Source organism: Spirillospora sp. NPDC048911, assembly GCF_043198015.1.
Lineage (GTDB): Bacteria > Actinomycetota > Actinomycetes > Streptosporangiales > Streptosporangiaceae > Spirillospora.
Genome location: NZ_JBICUD010000001.1, coordinates 1260679 through 1279224, shown reverse-complemented (window position 1 = coordinate 1279224; position 18546 = coordinate 1260679). Strand labels below are relative to the sequence as shown.

11 protein-coding genes, 1 tRNA gene and 1 pseudogene are annotated in these 18546 nt (G+C 69.8%); 4 read left to right on the top strand and 9 right to left on the bottom strand.

Annotation, left to right across the window (positions count from 1 at the left end; genetic code table 11):
- Positions 1-67 precede the first annotated feature (67 nt).
- The 3 genes from ACGFNU_RS05865 to topA form a co-directional block, all read right to left on the bottom strand.
- Positions 68-1222: a DNA polymerase III subunit delta' gene (locus tag ACGFNU_RS05865; protein ID WP_392590540.1), complete on the bottom strand. Its 1155-nt coding sequence runs from the start codon at positions 1220-1222 to the stop codon at positions 68-70.
- Positions 1223-1424: 202 nt separating this feature from the next.
- Positions 1425-3530: a dTMP kinase gene (tmk, locus tag ACGFNU_RS05860; RefSeq protein WP_392590538.1), complete on the bottom strand. Its 2106-nt coding sequence runs from the start codon at positions 3528-3530 to the stop codon at positions 1425-1427.
- Between the two features lie 75 nt (positions 3531-3605).
- Entirely contained in the window at positions 3606-6302 is a 2697-nt protein-coding gene (gene topA / locus ACGFNU_RS05855) for a type I DNA topoisomerase (protein WP_392590537.1), read from the bottom strand.
- 189 nt (positions 6303-6491) lie between these two features.
- On the opposite strand from topA, the gene ACGFNU_RS05850 reads away from it, so the two are divergent.
- Entirely contained in the window at positions 6492-6677 is a 186-nt protein-coding gene (locus ACGFNU_RS05850) for a DUF5703 family protein (RefSeq protein ID WP_344544196.1), read from the top strand.
- 423 nt (positions 6678-7100) lie between these two features.
- Here the strand turns inward: ACGFNU_RS05850 and ACGFNU_RS05845 are convergent, their stop codons facing one another.
- The 3 genes from ACGFNU_RS05845 to ACGFNU_RS05835 all read right to left on the bottom strand — a co-directional run bounded on the left by ACGFNU_RS05845 (position 7101) and on the right by ACGFNU_RS05835 (position 12003).
- On the bottom strand, positions 7101-9452 hold the full coding sequence (locus ACGFNU_RS05845; protein WP_392590534.1) for a chaplin family protein: 2352 nt from the start codon (positions 9450-9452) through the stop codon (positions 7101-7103).
- A 201-nt stretch (positions 9453-9653) separates the two neighbouring features.
- Positions 9654-10556 carry a hypothetical protein gene (locus tag ACGFNU_RS05840; RefSeq protein WP_392590532.1) on the bottom strand — a complete coding sequence of 301 codons (903 nt, stop codon included), beginning with the start codon at positions 10554-10556 and terminating at the stop codon, positions 9654-9656.
- Positions 10557-10692: 136 nt separating this feature from the next.
- A complete protein-coding gene (locus ACGFNU_RS05835; RefSeq protein WP_392590531.1) occupies positions 10693-12003 on the bottom strand; it encodes a M20/M25/M40 family metallo-hydrolase in 1311 nt (436 codons plus the stop codon).
- Positions 12004-12122: 119 nt separating this feature from the next.
- Here ACGFNU_RS05835 and ACGFNU_RS05830 point away from each other — a divergent pair.
- A tRNA-Leu gene (locus ACGFNU_RS05830) sits at positions 12123-12208 on the top strand.
- Positions 12209-12731: 523 nt separating this feature from the next.
- Here the strand turns inward: ACGFNU_RS05830 and ACGFNU_RS05825 are convergent.
- The 3 genes and pseudogenes from ACGFNU_RS05825 to ACGFNU_RS05815 all read right to left on the bottom strand — a co-directional run.
- Positions 12732-13853 (bottom strand): annotated as a pseudogene (locus ACGFNU_RS05825) (recombinase family protein); the annotation flags it as partial.
- 646 nt (positions 13854-14499) lie between these two features.
- The gene (locus tag ACGFNU_RS05820; protein ID WP_392590529.1) at positions 14500-15423 is read right to left on the bottom strand and encodes a TRM11 family SAM-dependent methyltransferase; all 924 of its coding nucleotides are present in this window, start codon (positions 15421-15423) and stop codon (positions 14500-14502) included.
- On the bottom strand, positions 15423-16316 hold the full coding sequence (locus ACGFNU_RS05815; protein ID WP_392590527.1) for a hypothetical protein: 894 nt from the start codon (positions 16314-16316) through the stop codon (positions 15423-15425). The genes ACGFNU_RS05820 and ACGFNU_RS05815 overlap by 1 nt, the downstream gene beginning before the upstream one ends.
- Positions 16317-16883: 567 nt before the next feature.
- Between ACGFNU_RS05815 and ACGFNU_RS05810 the strand changes: the two genes are divergently transcribed.
- Positions 16884-17723, top strand: a complete 840-nt coding sequence (locus ACGFNU_RS05810) for a hypothetical protein (RefSeq protein ID WP_392590526.1) — start codon at positions 16884-16886, stop codon at positions 17721-17723.
- A 199-nt stretch (positions 17724-17922) separates the two neighbouring features.
- The gene (locus ACGFNU_RS05805; protein ID WP_392590525.1) at positions 17923-18372 is read left to right on the top strand and encodes a pilin; all 450 of its coding nucleotides are present in this window, start codon (positions 17923-17925) and stop codon (positions 18370-18372) included.
- Positions 18373-18546: the final 174 nt, after the last annotated feature.

Below are 18546 nucleotides of genomic sequence, written 5' to 3'. Positions count from 1 at the left end.
GGGCCGCGCGCGGGGCTGGCAGGGCTGATGCGGCACGTCAGCCAGACGGCACCTGGGGTGGGACGGGTCAGGTGGTGCGGAGGGCCAGGGCCATGGCCTCTACCGCCAGGAGGGGGTTGACGTTGGACTCGAGTCGTTCGCGGCATTCCATGATCGCGTCGAGGCGGCGGAGGGTGGCTTCGGGGGGGCCGGCCGCGGCGGCGGTGCGGAGCTCGGGGGCCAGGTCGATGTTGACCAGGTCGCTGCCGGCGCCCAGTTGCAAGGTGAGGACGTCCCGGTAGTAGGAGGCCAGGTCGAGGAGGGCCAGGTCCAGCGCGTCCCGCTTCACGCGCGTGGCGCGGGACTTCTGGCGGTCTTCGAGCTCCTTGAGGGCACCGGCGGTACCCCGGGGCATCCGGCCCTTGGCGCTCTCACCGAGCGCCTGGCGCAGCGCGGACGTCTCCGACTCGTTCAGCTCCTCGGTGGTCGTCTTGGCCTCCGCCTCGGCGGCCTTGACGAGGGCTTCGGCGGCGGCCACGGCGGGCCCGACCGAGGTGAGGCGGCGGGGCACGGCCAGCACATCGCCCCGGCGCTTGCGCGCCTCGGGGTCGGTGGCCAGGCGGCGGGCCCGGCCGATGTGGCCCTGCGCGGCGCGCGCGGCCTGCTCGGCGAGATCGGGGGCGATGCCGTCCCGCTGGACGAGCACGTTCGCGACGGCGGCGACCGGCGGTGTGCGCAAGGTCACCAGGCGGCAGCGGGACCGGATCGTCATGAGCATGTCCTCCGGGGAGGGCGTGCACATGAGCCAGACCGTCCGCGGCGGCGGCTCTTCGATCGCCTTGAGCAACGCGTTGGCGGCGGCCTCGGTGGCGCGGTCGGCGCCCTCGAAGAGCACGATCTGCCAGCGTCCGCCGCTCGGCGAGGACGAGGCGCGCAGGACCAGCTCGCGGGTCTCCTTCACGCCGTATGACAGCCCGCTCGGCCGGATGACCTCGACGTCCGCGTGCGTGCCCTGCAACACCTGGTGGCAGGACGCGCAGTGGCCGCAGCCGCGCGGCGTCTCGGCGCACTGCAGGGCGGCGGCGAACGCACGCGCGGCGGTGGAACGGCCCGAGCCAGGCGGCCCGGTGAACAGCCAGGCGTGCGCCATCTTGCCGGTGGCGTTGGCGCCGCCGGAGCCGACCGCGCCGCTCAGCTGCTCGACGACCGGCTCCTGACCCACCAGGTCATCCCACACGCTCATGCCGACAAGGCTATTGCCTCCCGGACGCGACCGCCTCAGATATCGGCCGCCTCAAGCACGGCCATCTCGGACGCGGGCGCCTCAGGTATCGGCCACCTCAAGCACAGGCATCTCAAGCACGGCCCCCCAAGCACGGCCGCTTCAAGCGCGGTCACCTCAGGTGTCAGCCACCTCAGGCACGGGCGTCTCGGGTGTGGGCGGGTCAGGCGTCGGTGATGGCGGGGAAGGTGCTGGTGATGTCCTCGGTGCCGGATGGGATGGGGTCGGGGAGGATGGCGCGGATGCGGTCCTGGATCAGGCGGCTGATCTCGGCCTGCGAACGGGAGGCGTCGATCACGAGGTAGCGGTCCGGCTCGGCCTCGGCCAGGGCCCGGAAGCCGCCCAGCACGCGCTCGTGGAAGGCCTGCGGCTCCGACTCCATGCGGTCGGCGGGCGAGGTGATCCGGTTGAGGCCGGCCTCGGGCGGGAGCTCCAGGAGCACGGTCAGGTCGGGGACGAGGCCCATCGTGGCCCACGCGTTCAGCTGCGCGATGTCGCCGACCCGCTGCTGGCGGCCGAAGCCCTGGTAGGCGAGCGACGAGTCGATGTAGCGGTCGCTGACCACGATGGCACCGCGCTGCATGGCGGGCCGGATCACGTTCGCGACGTGGTCGGCGCGGTCGGCCGCGTAAAGGAGCGTCTCGGCGCGATCCGACAGGCCGGTCGTCTCCTTGTCGAGCAGCAGCGCGCGCAGCCGCATGCCGGTCTTGGTGGCGCCGGGCTCGCGCGTGGTGACGACCTCGAAGCCGTGGTCACGGAGCCAGATCGCGGCGAGCCGCGCCTGGGTGGTCTTGCCCGCGCCCTCGCCGCCCTCGAACGCGATGAAGACGCCGCGGTCGCGGACGACCGGGGCGGCGGCGGTCGCGACGGGGGCCGCGGGGAGGGCGTAGATCTCGCCGCGCAGCGCGGCGGCCAGATCGGGCACCAGCGGGATGCCGCGCCGGTCGTCCAGCCTGCGGTGCGCGAGCAGACCGGCCACGAGGGCCAGGACCGCGACGATGAGCATCGCGGCGCCCGCGCCGTCGAGGTCGTACACGCCGTCGCCGAGCAGCTTGATCCGGTGGTCGCCCAGGACGCCCGCCAGCGGCGGTACCACGGCGACGGCGATCAGCGCGGAGATGAGCGCCACCGAGCTCAGGTAGCCGAACGCCCGTTCGTGCTGGGCCTGGTCGCCGCCGGCGAGAATCGTCCCGGCGGCGTAGGCGATGCCGGCGGCGACGCCCAGGAAGCCCGCCGCGAACACCACCACGACGAGGTTCTGGACCAGCGAGATCAGCACCAGGTCGAGCGCGGCGGCCACGACCGCCAGGCCCAGGAGGCGGCGCCGGCTGAACGGGCCGAGGATGCGCGGGCCCAGGAAGATGCCGAACGCGAGGCCGAGGGACAGCGCCGTGGCGAGCGCGCCGAATCCGGGGTCTCCGCCGCCCAGTTCACGCGCGTACACCTTGGCCACGGAGATGACCGCACCGCAGCTCAGCGCCACGCCGACGATGCCCAGCGCAAGGCCGCGCACTGGTGAGAGCCCAGACTCGCCCTCGACGGACGCCGAACGCGCGCCGTGCGCGCCTGCGGGACGTAGGCCCTGGAAGGCCAGCCGGAGCGGGGACGACACGGACACCTCGCCCGCGGAGGGCAGCCCGGACAGTGCCGAGACGGCGGCCGCCGATGCGAGGAAGACCACGGCCGTCACGTAGAGGGCGAGATCGGCGCGGTCGGCGGCATCCCAGGCGCCACCCGCGATCAAGGCCAGGACCGAGAAGAGCCCGGCCGCGACCGGGGCCGTCCCGTACGCGGCCAGCCGTCCGGCGCGGCGGGCGTCCTCGTGCCGGGACTCGGGGACCAGCCCCGGGCCGGAGCCGCTCACCACCGGGATCCACAGCAACGTGACGCATGCCACCAGGAACGCCGCCGCCAGCGTCCACGCCACCGAGTCGATCAGCGGCACCGACACCAGCAGCGCGAACCGCACGACATCGGCGGCGATCATCGTGGTGCGGCGGTCGAGCCGGGACGCCAGCGCGCCCGCGACCGGCGCGAAGAGCAGCGCCGGCAGCAGCATGGCGACCAGGACCGCCGCGATGACCTGGGCCTGCCCTGGGAAGTCCTTGTCGCGGGTGAGGGCACCGGCCATCGCCGTCAACGCCAGCACGCTCAGCCAATGGCCGAGGCTGGACAGTGACACCGCGGTCAGGAGCCGCCGGAACGGTTTGATCGAAGAGAGGCCTTGCGCTGCGGCGACTGGCGGCTGGACGGCGCCCGTTCTCGTCATGTCGGTCAGGGTATCGGCGTCGTTGTCCTCAGGAGTGAGACTTTGCGTCCTGAGGACCTCGACTTCAACCCGTCGTCACGACTTGGTCGGGCTCTTGCGGCGGGCGGGCGCCTTCTTCTTGCCGCCGCCCGCGGCGACCTTCTCGCGGCGTTCGGCGAGCAGCTCGGCGGCGCGCTGAATGGTGATCGACTCGACCTCGTCGCCCTTGCGGAGGCTGGCATTGGTCTCGCCGTCGGTGACGTACGGGCCGAAGCGTCCCTCCTTCACCACCACCGGCTGATCGCTCGCCGGGTCCTTGCCGAGCTCGCGCAACGGCGCCGCGGCCGCGGCCCGGCCGCGCCCGCGCTGCTTGGGCTGCGCGAACAGCTCCTTGGCCTTGTCGAGCGTCACCGTGAACAGCTCGTCCTCGGAGCCGAGCGAACGGCTGTCGGTTCCGCGCTTGATGTACGGGCCGAAGCGTCCGTTCTGCGCGGTCACGGGCTCGCCGTCGATCTCGCCCAGCGTGCGCGGCAGGGAGAGCAGCTTGAGCGCGTCGTCGAGGGTGACGGTGTCGAGTGACATCGTCTTGAAGAGCGATCCGGTGCGCGGCTTGGCCGCGTCGGCCTTCTTCGTCCGCTTCTTCTTCTCGCCTTCGGCGGGCGGCTCCGGCTCGGGCAGGATCTCGGTGACGTACGGGCCGAACCGGCCCGACTTGGCGATGATCTTGTGCCCGGTGGCCGGGTCGACGCCCAGCTCACGGTCGCCGCTGGGCTGCGCGAACAGCTCCTCGGCCTTCGCCGCGGTGAGCTCGTCCGGCGCGATGTCCTCGGGGATGTTGACCCGGTCGCCCTCGCGGTCGAGATACGGCCCGTACCGGCCGACGCGGATCAGGATGTCGGTCCCCTTGATCGGGAACGAGCTGATCTCCTTGGCGTCGATGTCGCCGATGTCGCCGGTGAGGTCCCGGAGGCCCTCCTCGCCGTTGTCGCCGAAGTAGAACCGGGTCAGCCAGCGCACTCGCTCGGCCTCGCCACGGGCGATCTCGTCGAGACCGTCCTCCATGTGGGCGGTGAAGTCGTAGTCGACCAGGTTGCCGAAGTGCTGCTCCAGCAGGTTGACCACGGCGAACGCCAGGAACGACGGGACGAGCGCGGTGCCCTTCTTGAAGACGTAACCGCGGTCGATGATGGTGCCGATGATCGAGGCGTACGTGGACGGCCGTCCGATCTCGCGGTCTTCCAGCTCCTTGACCAGGCTCGCCTCGGTGAAGCGGGCCGGCGGCCGGGTCGAGTGGCCCTCGGCCTCCATCGCGAGCGCGGTGAGCGGGTCGCCCTCGTCGAGGTTGGGCAGCCGCCGCTCCTGGTCGTCGCGGTCGGTGGACGGGTCGTCGGCGCTCTCGACGTAGGCCTTGAGGAAGCCGTAGAACGTGATCGTCTTGCCGGTCGCGCCGAACTCGGCGAGCTCGTTCGCCGTCGACGTGCCGGTCACGCGGATCGACACCGACTGGCCGCGCGCGTCGTTCATCTGGCTGGCGATCGTGCGCTTCCAGATCAGCTCGTACAGGCGGAACTGGTCACCGGACAGGCCGGTCTCGCCGGGGGTGCGGAAACTGTCACCGGCGGGCCTGATCGCCTCGTGCGCCTCCTGCGCGTTCTTGACCTTGCTGGCGTAGACGCGCGGCTTGTCCGGGACGTACTCGGCGCCGAACAGCGAGGCCGCCTGGCGCCGGGCCGCGGTGATCGCGGTCTCCGACAGCTGGATCGAGTCGGTGCGCATGTAGGTGATGAAGCCGTTCTCGTACAGCTTCTGCGCGACCGACATCGTGTATTTGGCGGAGAAGCCCAGCTTGCGGCTGGCCTCCTGCTGCAACGTGGTGGTGCGGAACGGCGGGTACGGCTTGCGGGTGTAGGGCTTGCGCTCGACCGACTTGACCTCGTACGGCCGGTCGGTCAGCCGCTCGGCCAGCGCGCGCGCCGCGTCCTCGTCGAGGTGCAGCGCGTCGCGGGTCTTGAGGGTGCCGTCGGACGCGAAGTCGCGGCCCTGGGCCACGCGCTTGGCGTCGACCGAGATGAGCCCGGCCTTGAACGCCTTGGGCTCATCGGCCTTACCGGTGTCGAACTCGGCCTGGATGTCCCAGTAGTGGGCGGGGACGAAGGCGATCCGCTCCCGTTCGCGCTCGACGACCAGACGGGTCGCCACGGACTGGACGCGGCCCGCCGAAAGCTTCGGCATGACCTTCTTCCAGAGCACCGGGCTGACCTCGTAGCCGTAGAGGCGGTCGAGGATGCGGCGGGTCTCCTGGGCGTCCACCAGCCGCAGGTTGAGCTCGCGCGGATTGGCTGCGGCGGCCCGGATCGCGTCCCGGGTGATCTCGTTGAAGACCATCCGGTGCACCGGGACCTTGGGCTTGAGCACTTCCTGGAGGTGCCAGGCGATCGCCTCGCCCTCCCGGTCCTCGTCCGTCGCGAGGAGGAGCTCGTCGGCCTCGGCAAGGGCCTTCTTGAGCTTGGCGACCTGCTGCTTCTTGTCGGCGTTGACGACATAGAGCGGCTCGAACTCGTGGTCGACGTTGACGCCGAGCTTGGCCCACGCTTCGCCCTTGTACTTGGCCGGCACCTCGGAGGCGCTCCCGGGAAGATCCCGGATATGGCCGATACTGGACTCCACGATGTAGCCGCCGCCCAGGTAACCGGCAATCGTCTTCGCCTTCGCAGGCGACTCGACGATCACCAGGCGGGTTCCGCCGCCCGCATCCTGGCCACCACGCTTCGCAGTGCCGTTCTTGGCTGGCACAGTCGCTCCAACCTCGCTGTCTGGTCTTCTTACACGGGCTTCCTACAACATTCGCAGACGACGCGTTCATGCCCGTGAGTTCCCACCGCTGCAAACCTCCGACAGGATGACACGTCCCCGGCGGGTTGCGGACCAAGGCCACCACCGACGCGTTCCCCCTCGTACATCGAGGCGTCATAATGGTCCGCAATGGTGGAGTACACCTACCTCGTCCTGCGGCTGCCCCGCGGTACCACACGTGATACCGCCCGGCAGGTCCTCACCGAGCACGCCGAACACGGTGGCTGGGAGCTCCACAGGTTGCGCCTCTACCCCGACGGTAGCCGCCGAATCCAACTCAGGCGCAAGATCATCCGCCAGGTCCGGACCTTCTGACCGCTCTCGTCCGGAGAGTAGCACTATGTGCGACCGCTATGACGTGCCGTAATCATAATGCCCGGCGCCGCCGAGCGCTTCGGCCGTCGCCCGCCGTTCGACCGCTGTTTGGCCGCCTCCGGCCGAGCGTGTCCGACCGGCCACCGGCCGTCTCCGGACGAGCCTGTCCGTGCGACCGCCTCTGTCTCCGGACAGGGCTTTGCCCGCCCCGGACCGCGCCTCCGGGACGGGCAAAGCGTCCTGTGACTCTGCCTGCGTGATGCGCCGCGGTCCGTAGACCGCGGCGGCACCGACGCGGGCAGAGCGTGTTTCGTGGAGCTTGTGGATCAGTGACCTGACAGGGACCTCAGGTCATGCGCGCCGGATGATCCAGTGCGCGGCCCACCGGCGGCGCCGGCCGTACCAGCTGGCCGACCGGACCGGTCAGCGGCGACCGCCCAGGCGGACGCGGCGGGTGAGCCCCATCGCACCCGACATGGCCGTCAGCAGCGCGGCGGCGGCCAGCACCCAGATCGACGAGCCGGTGTCGGACGTCACAGGCTCGACGGCGGCCACCGGCTGGATCGAGCCGAGGGTCTCCTGGGCTCCACCGACCGCGGGCAGCTTCACGTCACCGGTGACCGGCAGCTTGCCCAGGCCGGGCAGCTGCGGCTGGCCGATGGCGGGCAGCTCCGTCGCCGGAACCGGCGAGGCGGTACGGGCGTGCGCACGGTCCACGGACGTCGCCGGAAGCCGCGCGGGCAGCGCCGAGGTCCCCGCCAGCGCCTTGGCCGGGTCGGCCGGCAGGACGGTCGCCGGGTCGATCGGCAGCATGCCGGCCAGCTGGCCGGGGACCGGGAGGTCGGTGCTGGGCACCTGCGAGGCCTCCACGCCGGAGACGTCCTTCGGCAGCGCCTTGGTGACGTTCCCGGGAACGGCCGGCAGCGCGCCGGCCGGGTCGGCGGGCAGCGCCGTCGTCACGTCCGCGGGCAGCCCCGCGGCCGGGTCGGCGGGCAGCGCGCCCGCCAGCTGGCCGGCGGCCGGACGGTCGTGGTTGGCCACGCGCTTGGCCGCCACGCCCGAGGTGCTCATCGGCGGGAGCTTGGCGGCGTTCTTGGGAGCCGCGGGCAGGGCCGGCAGAGCCGGTGACGGGACCGCCCGGGTCTCCGGCACGGCCGAACGGCCGGTCGGCAGCTGCGCGGCGTGGCCCGGCAGCGCCGGAGCCTTACCGGACAGCTCAGAGGCCTTGCCGGACAGCTCGGGCGCCTTGCCGGACAGCGCCGGAGTCTTGGCGGGCAGCTGCGGCAGCGTGGGCAGCGCCGAGGTCAACCCCATCGGCAGAGCCTCGGCGGCGTCGGGCAGCATGGGCAGGCCCACGGAGTCACCGATCTCCGGGCCGGGACGGCGCCTGCTGTGGTCGTAGTAGTCGTCGCCGTTCCAGCCGGGGCCGTCGCCACACTGCGTCTCGGGGTGGCTGAGAGCCGCGACGGCGTTGCCGCACGCGCTTCCCGACCCGCTCCCGGGCACGTTGGCCTGGGTGCCCGATCCGATCCCGTTGTTGCCGGACGTGGTGGCGCCCGACCCGTGCGAGCCCTCGGTGACCGAGGTGCCACCGCAGCTCGCGGCACCGTCGCCCAGCGCCGCCACGGCATTGCCGCAGCCGTTCTCAGGGAAACTGCGCGGAACGTTGAACTGGTTGCCGCCGCCGTAGCTGCCCTTGCCCGAGGTGGTCTGGTCGCCGCCCGAGCTGCTGCGCACGTGGGCGCCGCCCTCGCAGAACGCGCCGGCCTCGCCCAGCATCGCCGCCGCGTTGCCGCAGGCGCTGGCCGGGACGCTCGCCGGGGAGTTGACCTGGTTGCCGCCGCCGTAGCTGCCGTTGCCGTTGGTGGTCTGGCCACCGGAACGGTGGCCGCCGTTGCGGACCGTGGCTCCGCCGTCACAGTCGGCCACCGCGTCGGTGCCGGCCGCGTTGCCGCAGACGTTGATCGGTGCCGAGTACGGCGTGTTCACCTGGTTGCCGGCGCCGTAGCCGCCCTTGCCGGAGCTCTTCTGACCGGCGCCGGTACGGCCGCCGTTCTTGACCTTCGCGCCGCCCTCACAACCGGCGACGGCCTCGCCGTACCCGGCTCCGGCGTTACCGCAGATGTTGACCGGCGTCGAGATCGGCGCGTTCACCTGGTTGCCCGCGACGGTTCCGCTGGCACCGGTGGTCTGGTGCTCGGTGGAGCCGTTCATGACCTTCGAGCCACCCTCGCAGCCCGCCTCGGAGGAGCCGAACACCGCGACCGCGTTGCCGCAGGCGTTGACCGGAGCCGAGACGGGGGCGTTGACCTGGTTGCCCGAGCCGATGCCGCCGTTGCCGGAGGACCGCTGGCCGTGCCGGCCGCCACCGCCCTTGACGGCCGCGCCGCCCGTGCACCCGGCGTCCGCGGTGCCGAAGATGGCGATCGCGTTGCCGCAGGCGTTGAACGGGGCCGAGACGGGGGCGTTGACCTGGTTGCCCGAGCCGATGCCGTTGTTGCCGGAGGACTTCTGGCCGGCTCCGCCGCGGCCGTTGGCGACCATCGCGCCGCCCTTGGAGGCGCCGGACGCCTCGCCGAGGGCGGCCAGGGAGTTGCCGCTGGCGTCCATCGGCGCGGAGATGGGCATGTTGAACTGATTGCCGCCGAGCACGCTGGAGTCGCCGCTGGTGGTGTCGGCGAAAGCACCGCTGGGGAAGACGGTGCCCGCACCGAGAGCGACGAAGCTCGCAGTGAGCATGGTGGCACGAGCAGTGCCCTTGGCCCACGTTCGCATGATGCTCCGTTCGGGGGAGATGTGATGAATGGAGATGGACAGGTGAGACCGGTCGCATGTAGCGCCACCGCGTGGTGGTGCTTGGCCGCGTCATGTGCGCGCCGTCGCGCGATCTCGGGGATGACGGGCCGTCAGAGGACGGCCCGTCCCGGCCCCGGTGGTCCGAACCGCACGGACTCGGAGGCCGGAGTCTGGGGGGTTCTAGTCAGGTGAGAAGGTCGGCTCGTCCGCTGCCGTGCGGATGGCCGGGGGGACCGCCCCGTAGGCGGGCATGAGCACCGGCCGCCGCAGGGCGGCGTTCCAGGACCAGCGGCCGAAGAGGCCGCCGAGCCCGGCGAGCGGAGCCGCACCGCTCGCCGGAACGGCCGTTCCGGCCTGGGCTGGCGCGTGCAGCGGCGAGCCGGGGGCCGGCGCGGGGGCCGGAGAGGTCACGGTCGCGTGCGAGACGGCCGAGCCGGACTTGGCGGACGCCTTGAGCACCCCTGCCGTAGCGGCTGGGAGACGAAGCCCCTGGCGGCCGCCGTGCGACGCGTCGGCGACGCACTGTTCAGAGCCGTCCGTCGCCGAATGGTCGGTGACCTTAGGCCCCGTGAGATCCTCCAGGGCGCCATCGGCCTGGCCCACGACATCCTGAGAGGGCACAGGCAGAGAAAGATCGGGCTGCGCCGCGCTCACATGACCGGGCCGCAGAACACCCTGAGCCGCCCCAGGGACGCCGTCTGCCGCCCCGGGAACACCGTCGGCCGCGCCAGGGACCGTCTCGGCCGCGCCGGGCACAGCCTTGGCCTTGCGATGAACGGCCTTGGCCGCGCCCGGGACATCCTGAGCCGCGCCAGGAACACCCCTGACCGCACCATGGACATCATCGGCGTCACCGGCCACGACACCCTTGCTCGCATGCCGGACGGGGCCCGTGTGCTCCGGGTGCGCCGCCCGCATGATTTCGCTCACCACAGGCGTCAGCGCCACGGGAGCGTCGTCCGCGTGGGCCTGGGCGGTGCCGCCGATCAGCCAGCCGGTGACCGCGATACCCGCGAGCACCAGCAGACGGCGGACCAGGCGGCTACCGGCGGCACGGCGCAGCAGGACGGAGACCGTCCTCATGCATGCCGGGCCGCGAGCCACAGGTTCTCCTCGGAAGTCGCCAAGAGGGAGTCGATCCACTCTCTACGGAAGGTGACCGTAGCACCACGGTACGCATGTGCGACGACAATTCCGGGAATATTTTTTTGGTTACCCCTCAAGCACGATCAAGGAAATGGTCAAGGACGCGCACACCGAAACGGAGACCGTCGACCGGCACCCGCTCGTCGATTCCGTGGAACATTCCGGAAAAGTCCAATTCCGGCGGAAGCCTGAGCGGCGCGAAGCCGAAGCAGCGCATGCCCAGGTGGGCGAACGCCTTGGCGTCCGTTCCCCCGCTCAGGCAGTACGGGACGGGCAGCGCACCTGGATCCTCCGAGATCAGGGCCTCTTCCATGGCCGCAACGAGCGCGCCCTCATAATCGGTCTCGACGGCCCAGTCGTAATGCACGAAATCGCGCTCTACGTCCGGCCCGAGGAGTTCGTCCACGGTCGCGAAGAACTCCTCTTCATGCCCCGGCAGGAATCGTCCGTCCACCTGAGCGGTCGCGCTCTGCGGAATGACATTCGTCTTATACCCGGCATCCAGCCGCGTCGGATTGAGGGTGTTCTTGAGCGTCGCACCGATCATCCTGGCCAGCGGCCCGATCTCCGCCAGCGCCAGCTCCGGCCGTTCCGGATCGAACTCCACCCCGTACGCCATGCAGGCCCGCTCTAGGAAGGCCCGCACGCTCTTGGTCAGCCGCACAGGAAACTCATGCGCCCCCAGCCGGGCGACTGCCGCTGCCAGCGCCGTGACCGCGTTGTCCGGATGCACCATCGACCCGTGGCCCGCGGTCCCCTTGGCAGTGAGCTGCATCCACGCGATGCCCTTCTCCGCCGTCTCAATCAGATACATGCGCTTGTCGCCAGGGACGCTCAGGCTGAACCCGCCAACCTCCCCCACTGCCTCAGTGCACCCTCGGAAAAGCTCCGGATGCTCCTTCACGAGCCACTGCGCGCCCCACTTACCCCCGGCCTCCTCGTCGGCCAGGAAGGCAAGCACGACATCCCTAGGCGGCTTGCGCCCCTCCCTGAGCCGCTGCCTGACCACCGCCAGGATCATCGCGTCCATGTCCTTCATGTCCACGGCCCCGCGACCCCAGACGCACCCGTCGGCGATCTCCCCGCCGAACGGATCCCGCGTCCAGTCCTCCATACGCGCCGGCACCACGTCCAGATGCCCATGGAGCAACAGGGCATCTCGCCCAGGGTCTTCTCCCTCGATCCGAGCCACCAGACTGGCCCGCCCCGGATGCGACTCGAAGATCTGCGACTCCAGCCCGACCTCCTCGAGCCGGGCCTTCACATACTCCGCGGCCTCCCGCTCCCCCGGCCCCGAGTGATCCCCAGGGTTGCTGGTGTCGATCCTGATCAGCTCCTGACACAGCTGAACGACCTCGTCCTCGGCGGTAGGAACCTGAGCCACAGTGATCACCTTTCCGTCCGACCGGTACCCGACCCATGGTGCCCCCCGTTCGACTTCGCCGCGAGTCGGGACCTTTGGTATGGTGAAGCCCGCCGCAGCGCACTGCGGCGTGCACACTTGTCCGGGTGGCGGAATAGGCAGACGCGCTAGCTTGAGGTGCTAGTGCCCTTTACGGGGCATGGGGGTTCAAGTCCCCCCTCGGACACAAACCATTTGCACATGTGGGGGTCAGGGATCACCTTGGCCTCCACTAGCTGTTTCTGGGGGTAGTAGATCATCTGCAGCCCCAACTCCTTGTAGAGATCGGATTTGTCGTCCGGGCTGGCCGTGGCCACGACCTGAACGAGATCCCCGACGCGTTCGAGCAGGTCGACGATCTCCTTGTGGTCGAGACGCTCTCGGCCCAGTTCGGCACGAGCCTCCCCTTCGAGTCTGGCCCGTTCTTGTTTGGTGTCGTTGATCCACTTGGTGACCTCTACGGGATCTGCTCCCGCGTCGAGCGCGGCCCGGTACTGCTTGAGCTTGCGGTCACACCCAGCGATCTTCTTGGCCATCTCCGCCTTGGCGGCGAGATCGGGATCGGGCATCTGGTCGGCCAGCGCATCGATGATCGACCGTATTCGCCCAGGCCCGAATGCGGTCGCCAGCCAGGCGTCGATGGGCTCGAGAATCTCAGCCTCGCGCAGGTAGACGACCTTCGGGTGGTCGATCTTGTTGGCGAGGGCGTACTCCTCAGGGAACCGGCAGCGGTAGTAAGCCTGCTTGTTGTTCCAGTTCCCTTGCATCCGGCGGTCGCAGTAACCGCAGAACAGCACGCCCCGGAAGCAATACGGCCGGAAGGTATGCGTCCGGTGCGGCTTGTGGGTGGCGGGTCCCCGCCCACGCGAGGCCAGCACCTGCTGTGCCCGTTCGAAATCTTCGGCCGAAATCAACGCTTCGTGGACCTCGTGCTCGGACCAGATCCATTGATTTCGATCGTTCCAACGGAGCCTGGTCGTATGGCCGAGGGCAACGTCGTCCACGTCGAGAAGGACCTCGTCCTTGCGCTGCTTGTTCCATACCTGACGGCCGGTATAGCGCGGGTTGGTGAGGATGACGCGGACAGCCGACTTGGACCAGGCCAGCCCGCAACGGTGGCGGTTGCGCTCTGGATCGCTGGCCGAAGGCGAAGCGACGCCCTGGCGGGTGAGATCCTCAGCGATGTCGAACAGACCCCGTCCCTTAAGGAACGCGGCGTAGATCCACTTGACGATCACGGAGTGGACCGGATGGGGCACCAGTTTGCGCAGCCTCTTACCGTCGGCGGCCTTGGCTGGATTGGGATGCGGCCCCGCGTCAACGAGTTCGTATCCGTAAGGCGGGCGTCCTCCGAGGTAGCGGCCTTCGGTGGCGGTGATCGCGCTCATGGCAGCACGGACGCGAAGCTTGATGCGGTTGCGCTCTCCCTTGGACAGACCTCCGAAGACACTCATGATCATGTCGTGGGCCTCGTTGGCCGGATCGATGGGACCGCCCACCTCTGGCACCCACAGCGGAACGCGGAAGTGTTCGAACAGCGGGAACGTCAGGCTGTACTGGTTGCCATAGAACGCTCGGTGCGGCTCCCCGATCACGACTCCATCGAACCCCCGGCCCGTGGTCTTGAGGTCATCGAGGAGGGCTGCGGCGTGCGGTCGACGCGACCACGGAATCGACCGGGACCGATCGACGTCGAAGTACTCGGCGACGATTTCACCACCGCGGGGCTCGATCAAGGCACGAGCCAGCCGAAGCTGCCATGCCCGGGACGCCTCCGGGTCCTGATTGTCCTCGGTGGAGACTCGGCCGTAGAAGGCGAATGCGGTGGTCATTCGGCACCACTTCCTTGCTGGTTGCCGAAGGGTACGAGTTGAGGGTCGATCACCTGGGATCTCCTAGACCGTGGTGTCGGGCGGAATACGGCGGGCGTCGGCCTTGAGCAGCATTCGCAGCAGGGCGCGGGCCACACCGGGAGTGAGCCGTGGAGGCTCATCCGGCACGACCACACGCACTTCCCTGCTGCCGTCCGTGCTCTTGGCTGATTTCGAGCCGGTCACCCCTCGCCTCTCGGCGAGCCGGTTCCCGGATCGGTCGCTCGCTGCCAGCCATCACGCGCACGGACACGGCGTCCGCCCGCGTGCTGACGGCCCCCGTATGACCGCTCAACTCGATTTCCAAGGTCAAGGCCGTTCCTCCGGTTCGGTCTTGGGCTGCATACCGTGACCGGCGAGGCGATGTACTTCGCACCGCCGGCGGACGAGCGAAGGTGCCAGGACGCCCCGCATCGGTAAGCGCGGAGCCTGATTCCGAAAGCTGCGATGCGGGCCGCGGAGCGCGCTTCCCGCCGTGTGGCATAGCGAGCCCGACCGCACGCGGCGCAGGTACCGAGTTGGAGCCAGGCAAGAAGTTCGGTGGTTCGTTCCCGCCCAGTACGGACGCGGACTCTCCGTGGCATGGGTTCGGTGGTGGGCGGCTGGCTCATCCGCGGCCCCCGTTCAGGTCACTCGCGGTTTGGAAGACCAGGAGGTCTTCGTGGGCGGTGGCGCAGGCGGGGATGCCCTTGGCGCGGGCGCGGCGGGTTTCGAGCATCTGGAAGAACGAAGCTCGGTTCACCAGGTCGCCGTCGCGGACGCCGCACAGCAGCGCGGCGAGCCGGTCGGTCAGCACCAGCCCGGATCGTTCGGCGACCTCGGTTACCCGCCCGGGCAGGTCGATCAACTCACCATTCACCCGGATGGGCCGGACGGTGACGGCAATGACTCCGTACGGCTTGAGCAGCTCACCGCAGCCAGACAGAATGCGCCCGAATCCGTCCAGGAGCACGTCGATCCGCTGGTGAGCAAGGTTGCCGGGGTCGCGAGAGTAGCGGTGGTTGGTCTTCTCAACCTTGGCGCCGTCGCCGCCCTGTCTGGCAGAGCGGACGTGTCCGTGGGTGTAGGAGCCGTATGGCGGTGAGGTCAGCACCAGCGCCACGTCGTTGCGCAGTGCGGCGTAGGCCGTGGTGATGTTGCGAGCGTCCCCTGCCAGGATCCGCGCTGTGCCGGTTGCGCCCTGGGCTTGGGCGTGCAGGATGTTGCGGGCGGTCATGGCGGCGAAGTCGCTCTCGTACTCCATGCCCACGGCATCACGTCCGAGGTGGATGGCTTCGACGAGCGTGGTGCCCACGCCGCACATCGGGTCGAGAACCAGCTCACCGGGTTGGGTGAACGCCGCGATCACGCGCGAGGCGATGGCCGGGAGCATCTTGCCAGGGTGCCGCATCGATTCCTCGGTGTAGCGGCCCTTGCGCTGCAGCCGCGACGGCTGTTGTCCCGTGGCCAGCACCGACGGCAGAACCTCACCTGCGGCAGTGCAGCCGATGCGCCCGGCGCCATGGTCTCCAGAGTTATGGAGCGTGGTCATCAGGCTTCACCGTCCTGGCGCTCACGGGTCCTGGGTTTGGCGAGCAGCAGGACGTCTGCGTGCACGCGTGCCGGTGGCGGCAGGGTTCTGGACCGGATGTCGCGGAGTTCCGCCAGTTCGTTGGCTGCGGCCTGAACGACCAGAGCGCCACCTTCGACGGGGATGCGTAGCGCGATGATGTGCTGGACGTATCGGAAGCCCATGGCGCTGGCTTGCTGGATGAGGCGTGGCGCTGGGTCGACCAGTCGCCCGGCCTCGTGCCTCGCGGTGGTGATGATCGCGAGTGTCCCGCCGGGGCGAAGGATCTTCCAGGCGCCGACCAGGAACGCGGTGAGCTGCTGGGCGGTGAGCATCCACAGGTCGGCCCGGCATGCGGGACAGCTCTGGCTGCCCGCGCCCTTGGGTACGCGGCCACCGATCTCGTACGGCGGTGGCGCGGCGACCACCAGCCCGACCCTGCCCGCGACGTCGGCCAGACCCCGGTGCATCTGGTCAGGACGGCAGGACCGCATCGCCGCACAATCGAGCTGCTCCTTGGTGAGGGCAGCGCGGAGCCGGGTTCCGATGTGCCGGGCGAGCGGGAAGTGCGGCACCAGGGCCACGCCCGGCCGGCTGGACTGGGCCGCCGCGACGAGGGTGGCCTCGCTGGTAGTGAACGCTTCGGCGACCACATCGCCCTCGCTGGTGCACGACGAGATGAGATGCCGGGCGAGCTGGTACCCGACCGCGCCGCGATGCTGCGGGCACAACTCACCTCGTCCGGCACCGCGGACCTTGCCCACCTCGCGCTGTGCGTTTGCAGCGTCCGCGGTAGCAGCAGCCTGCTTGTCGGAGTTGCCGTTGGAGTTGCGGCTGTTGTCTTGGTCGGAGCACATCCACACCGTCAGCGGCACAAGCCGCCTCGTGCTGGCTCCGGTATGGGGCTGTCCTTGGCCGGAAGGATCCGGGGTGGACGGGGTGTCGTTGGTCATTGCTGGGTGACCCGAGACGGTCACCCGGTCGCCGATGCACCCCTCAAACACCGGGCGCGGCCGGTTTTTGGAAGCACCAGACCGTAAAGCCCTGATCAAGTCGATGCAGATTCCGACCCCTGGGTGGCCGAGCCCTTGGCATCAACGGGGCATTAGAGACGCTCGCACCCAGCGCGAAGTCCCTCGACCGCGTGTCGCGCGCCTTGATCGAACCATTGCCGTGGGTCTTGCGGCGCGAGCGGGTGCTCCTGTCCACGGCGGGCTCGGCGGGCTTACCGCACGTTGACCATTGCCGCCGGTGCGGACGCGGTGCGCGGCTGGTTTTCGCAGTCGGCACAGGCCCCGGGCAGGTCCCTATCCGATCGCGACCGCCGAGCGCAGGAACCTTCGCTCTACCCGTTCCCCACCCGCTCGGTACCGACTGCTCACCAGTACGGGGCGGACAACGGTTGCCAACCGATCAGCCCGCGACCGTTCCTCGGGGGAACCATGAGCAACCACCGCGACGCCTTCATCTCCGTCACCCACATCGAAGCACTCCACAGTGACCAGCACGCCGACGTCTCCGGGCTCATCGAGTCCGGGAACGCATTGGACGTCGCTGACGCGACCTTCCGCCTGCTGGTGGCCGGGCCGTCTCCGCTGGCCGTCGACGGCAAGAGCGTCGGTCACGGCCTGCCATCTCGGCAGGTTGATCTGGCCGAGTTGAAAGCCAAGCTGTTGGCGCCAGGCGCGAGTGACGCCCTGCGGGATGCGGCCTGGGGCGAGCTGGTTCGCCGATCCCGGCAGGACGGCCCAGCCTGGGTCATCGGATGCGTCGGCGTGGCAATGCCGGGCCTCGTCAACATCGTCTCCCGCGTCTCGCGGACCGCTCCTCCGCATCTGGCCGACGACATCGCTTCGGATGTCGTGGCGGAGTTCGTGGCGCAGCTCAAGCGGACCGACCTGGACCGCCCGCACGTTCTTGAGCGGTTGCTGTCGTGGGCTCGCAAGGCCGCGATCTGCACACGCGGCAACCCAAGTCGCCGCCCGGTACCGGTGGACCCGGCCACTCTCCCCTCAGCACTGGTAGTCAGCACCGACACCGACCCGGCTGATCTGCTCGCCGACGCGGTCACGCAAGGCGTCATCGACCTAGACGTCGCGCGCATGATCGCCGTGACCCGGCTGGACGGGGTCTCGCTGCAGGACTACGCCGAGGCGGCCGGGCTGCCGCATTGGCGGCTCTACAAGCAGCGTCGGGCTGCCGAGGCCCGGTTGGTCGCGGCGCTGCGCACGGGTCAGCTCTCGGCAAACTCTGGCAGCCCGCTCTCCAATCGCGGCGCCTGAACGGTGTTTGAGGGCGTCAGACGAGATCACGGGGCCGTGGGATGGCTCGGGCGGACGGTCTATCCGGTCGCCGCCGCACACACCATCCGCGCAGTTCTCGAAGGAGGACACCCGCAGCCCGGCCATCCCCGGCCCCGTGCCTCCTCGTCCGGCACACGAACGCCAACAACATTGCTCGCCGTGACTTCGGAGGCCACCAGTGAACGCCCAGCACAACGACACTCAAGACGAAAAGACCCCGGATGCCACACCACCACCGCCCCTCTGCCCCTGCGGCAACGGCCCTTCCCCCGTAGGCCCCTACCGGGTGAGTCAGCTGCGTCTCATTGCAGCCGCCATGATCTGGACGTGCGGGTGCGTCGTGACGGCCCTTGTGGTGCCGGGGATCGCCGAGGCGAGTTCACGGTTGGTCGCGGTCGCGTCGTTGGACCAGGTCATCACCAACTTCCGCAATGTCATCGTGGGCCTGCTGGTGGGGCTGGCGACATTGTTCGCCACGATCGGCGGAGTCCGGTTGCTGCTGTCAGGGGGTGACCCTGGTGAGGCCGAGTCGGCCAAGCGGACCTTGCGGGGCGCGGCGATCGGTTACGGGGTCGCGGTGCTGGCGCCGGTGTTGGTGACCTTGCTGAAGACGATCGTGGGCGCCTGACATGCGGCCCCCAACGATCACCCTCACCCCCGCCCGGCTGCTCCTGGTAATCACGCTGGCGGCGATCTTCACAGCTGGGCTGGTCACCTGGGACATCTCCCGGGCACATGCCCAACCCGCGCGCGAGCCGGGCCCGCCGGTGCCCTTGCCCTCGTCGCAGCCCTGGATCGAGGC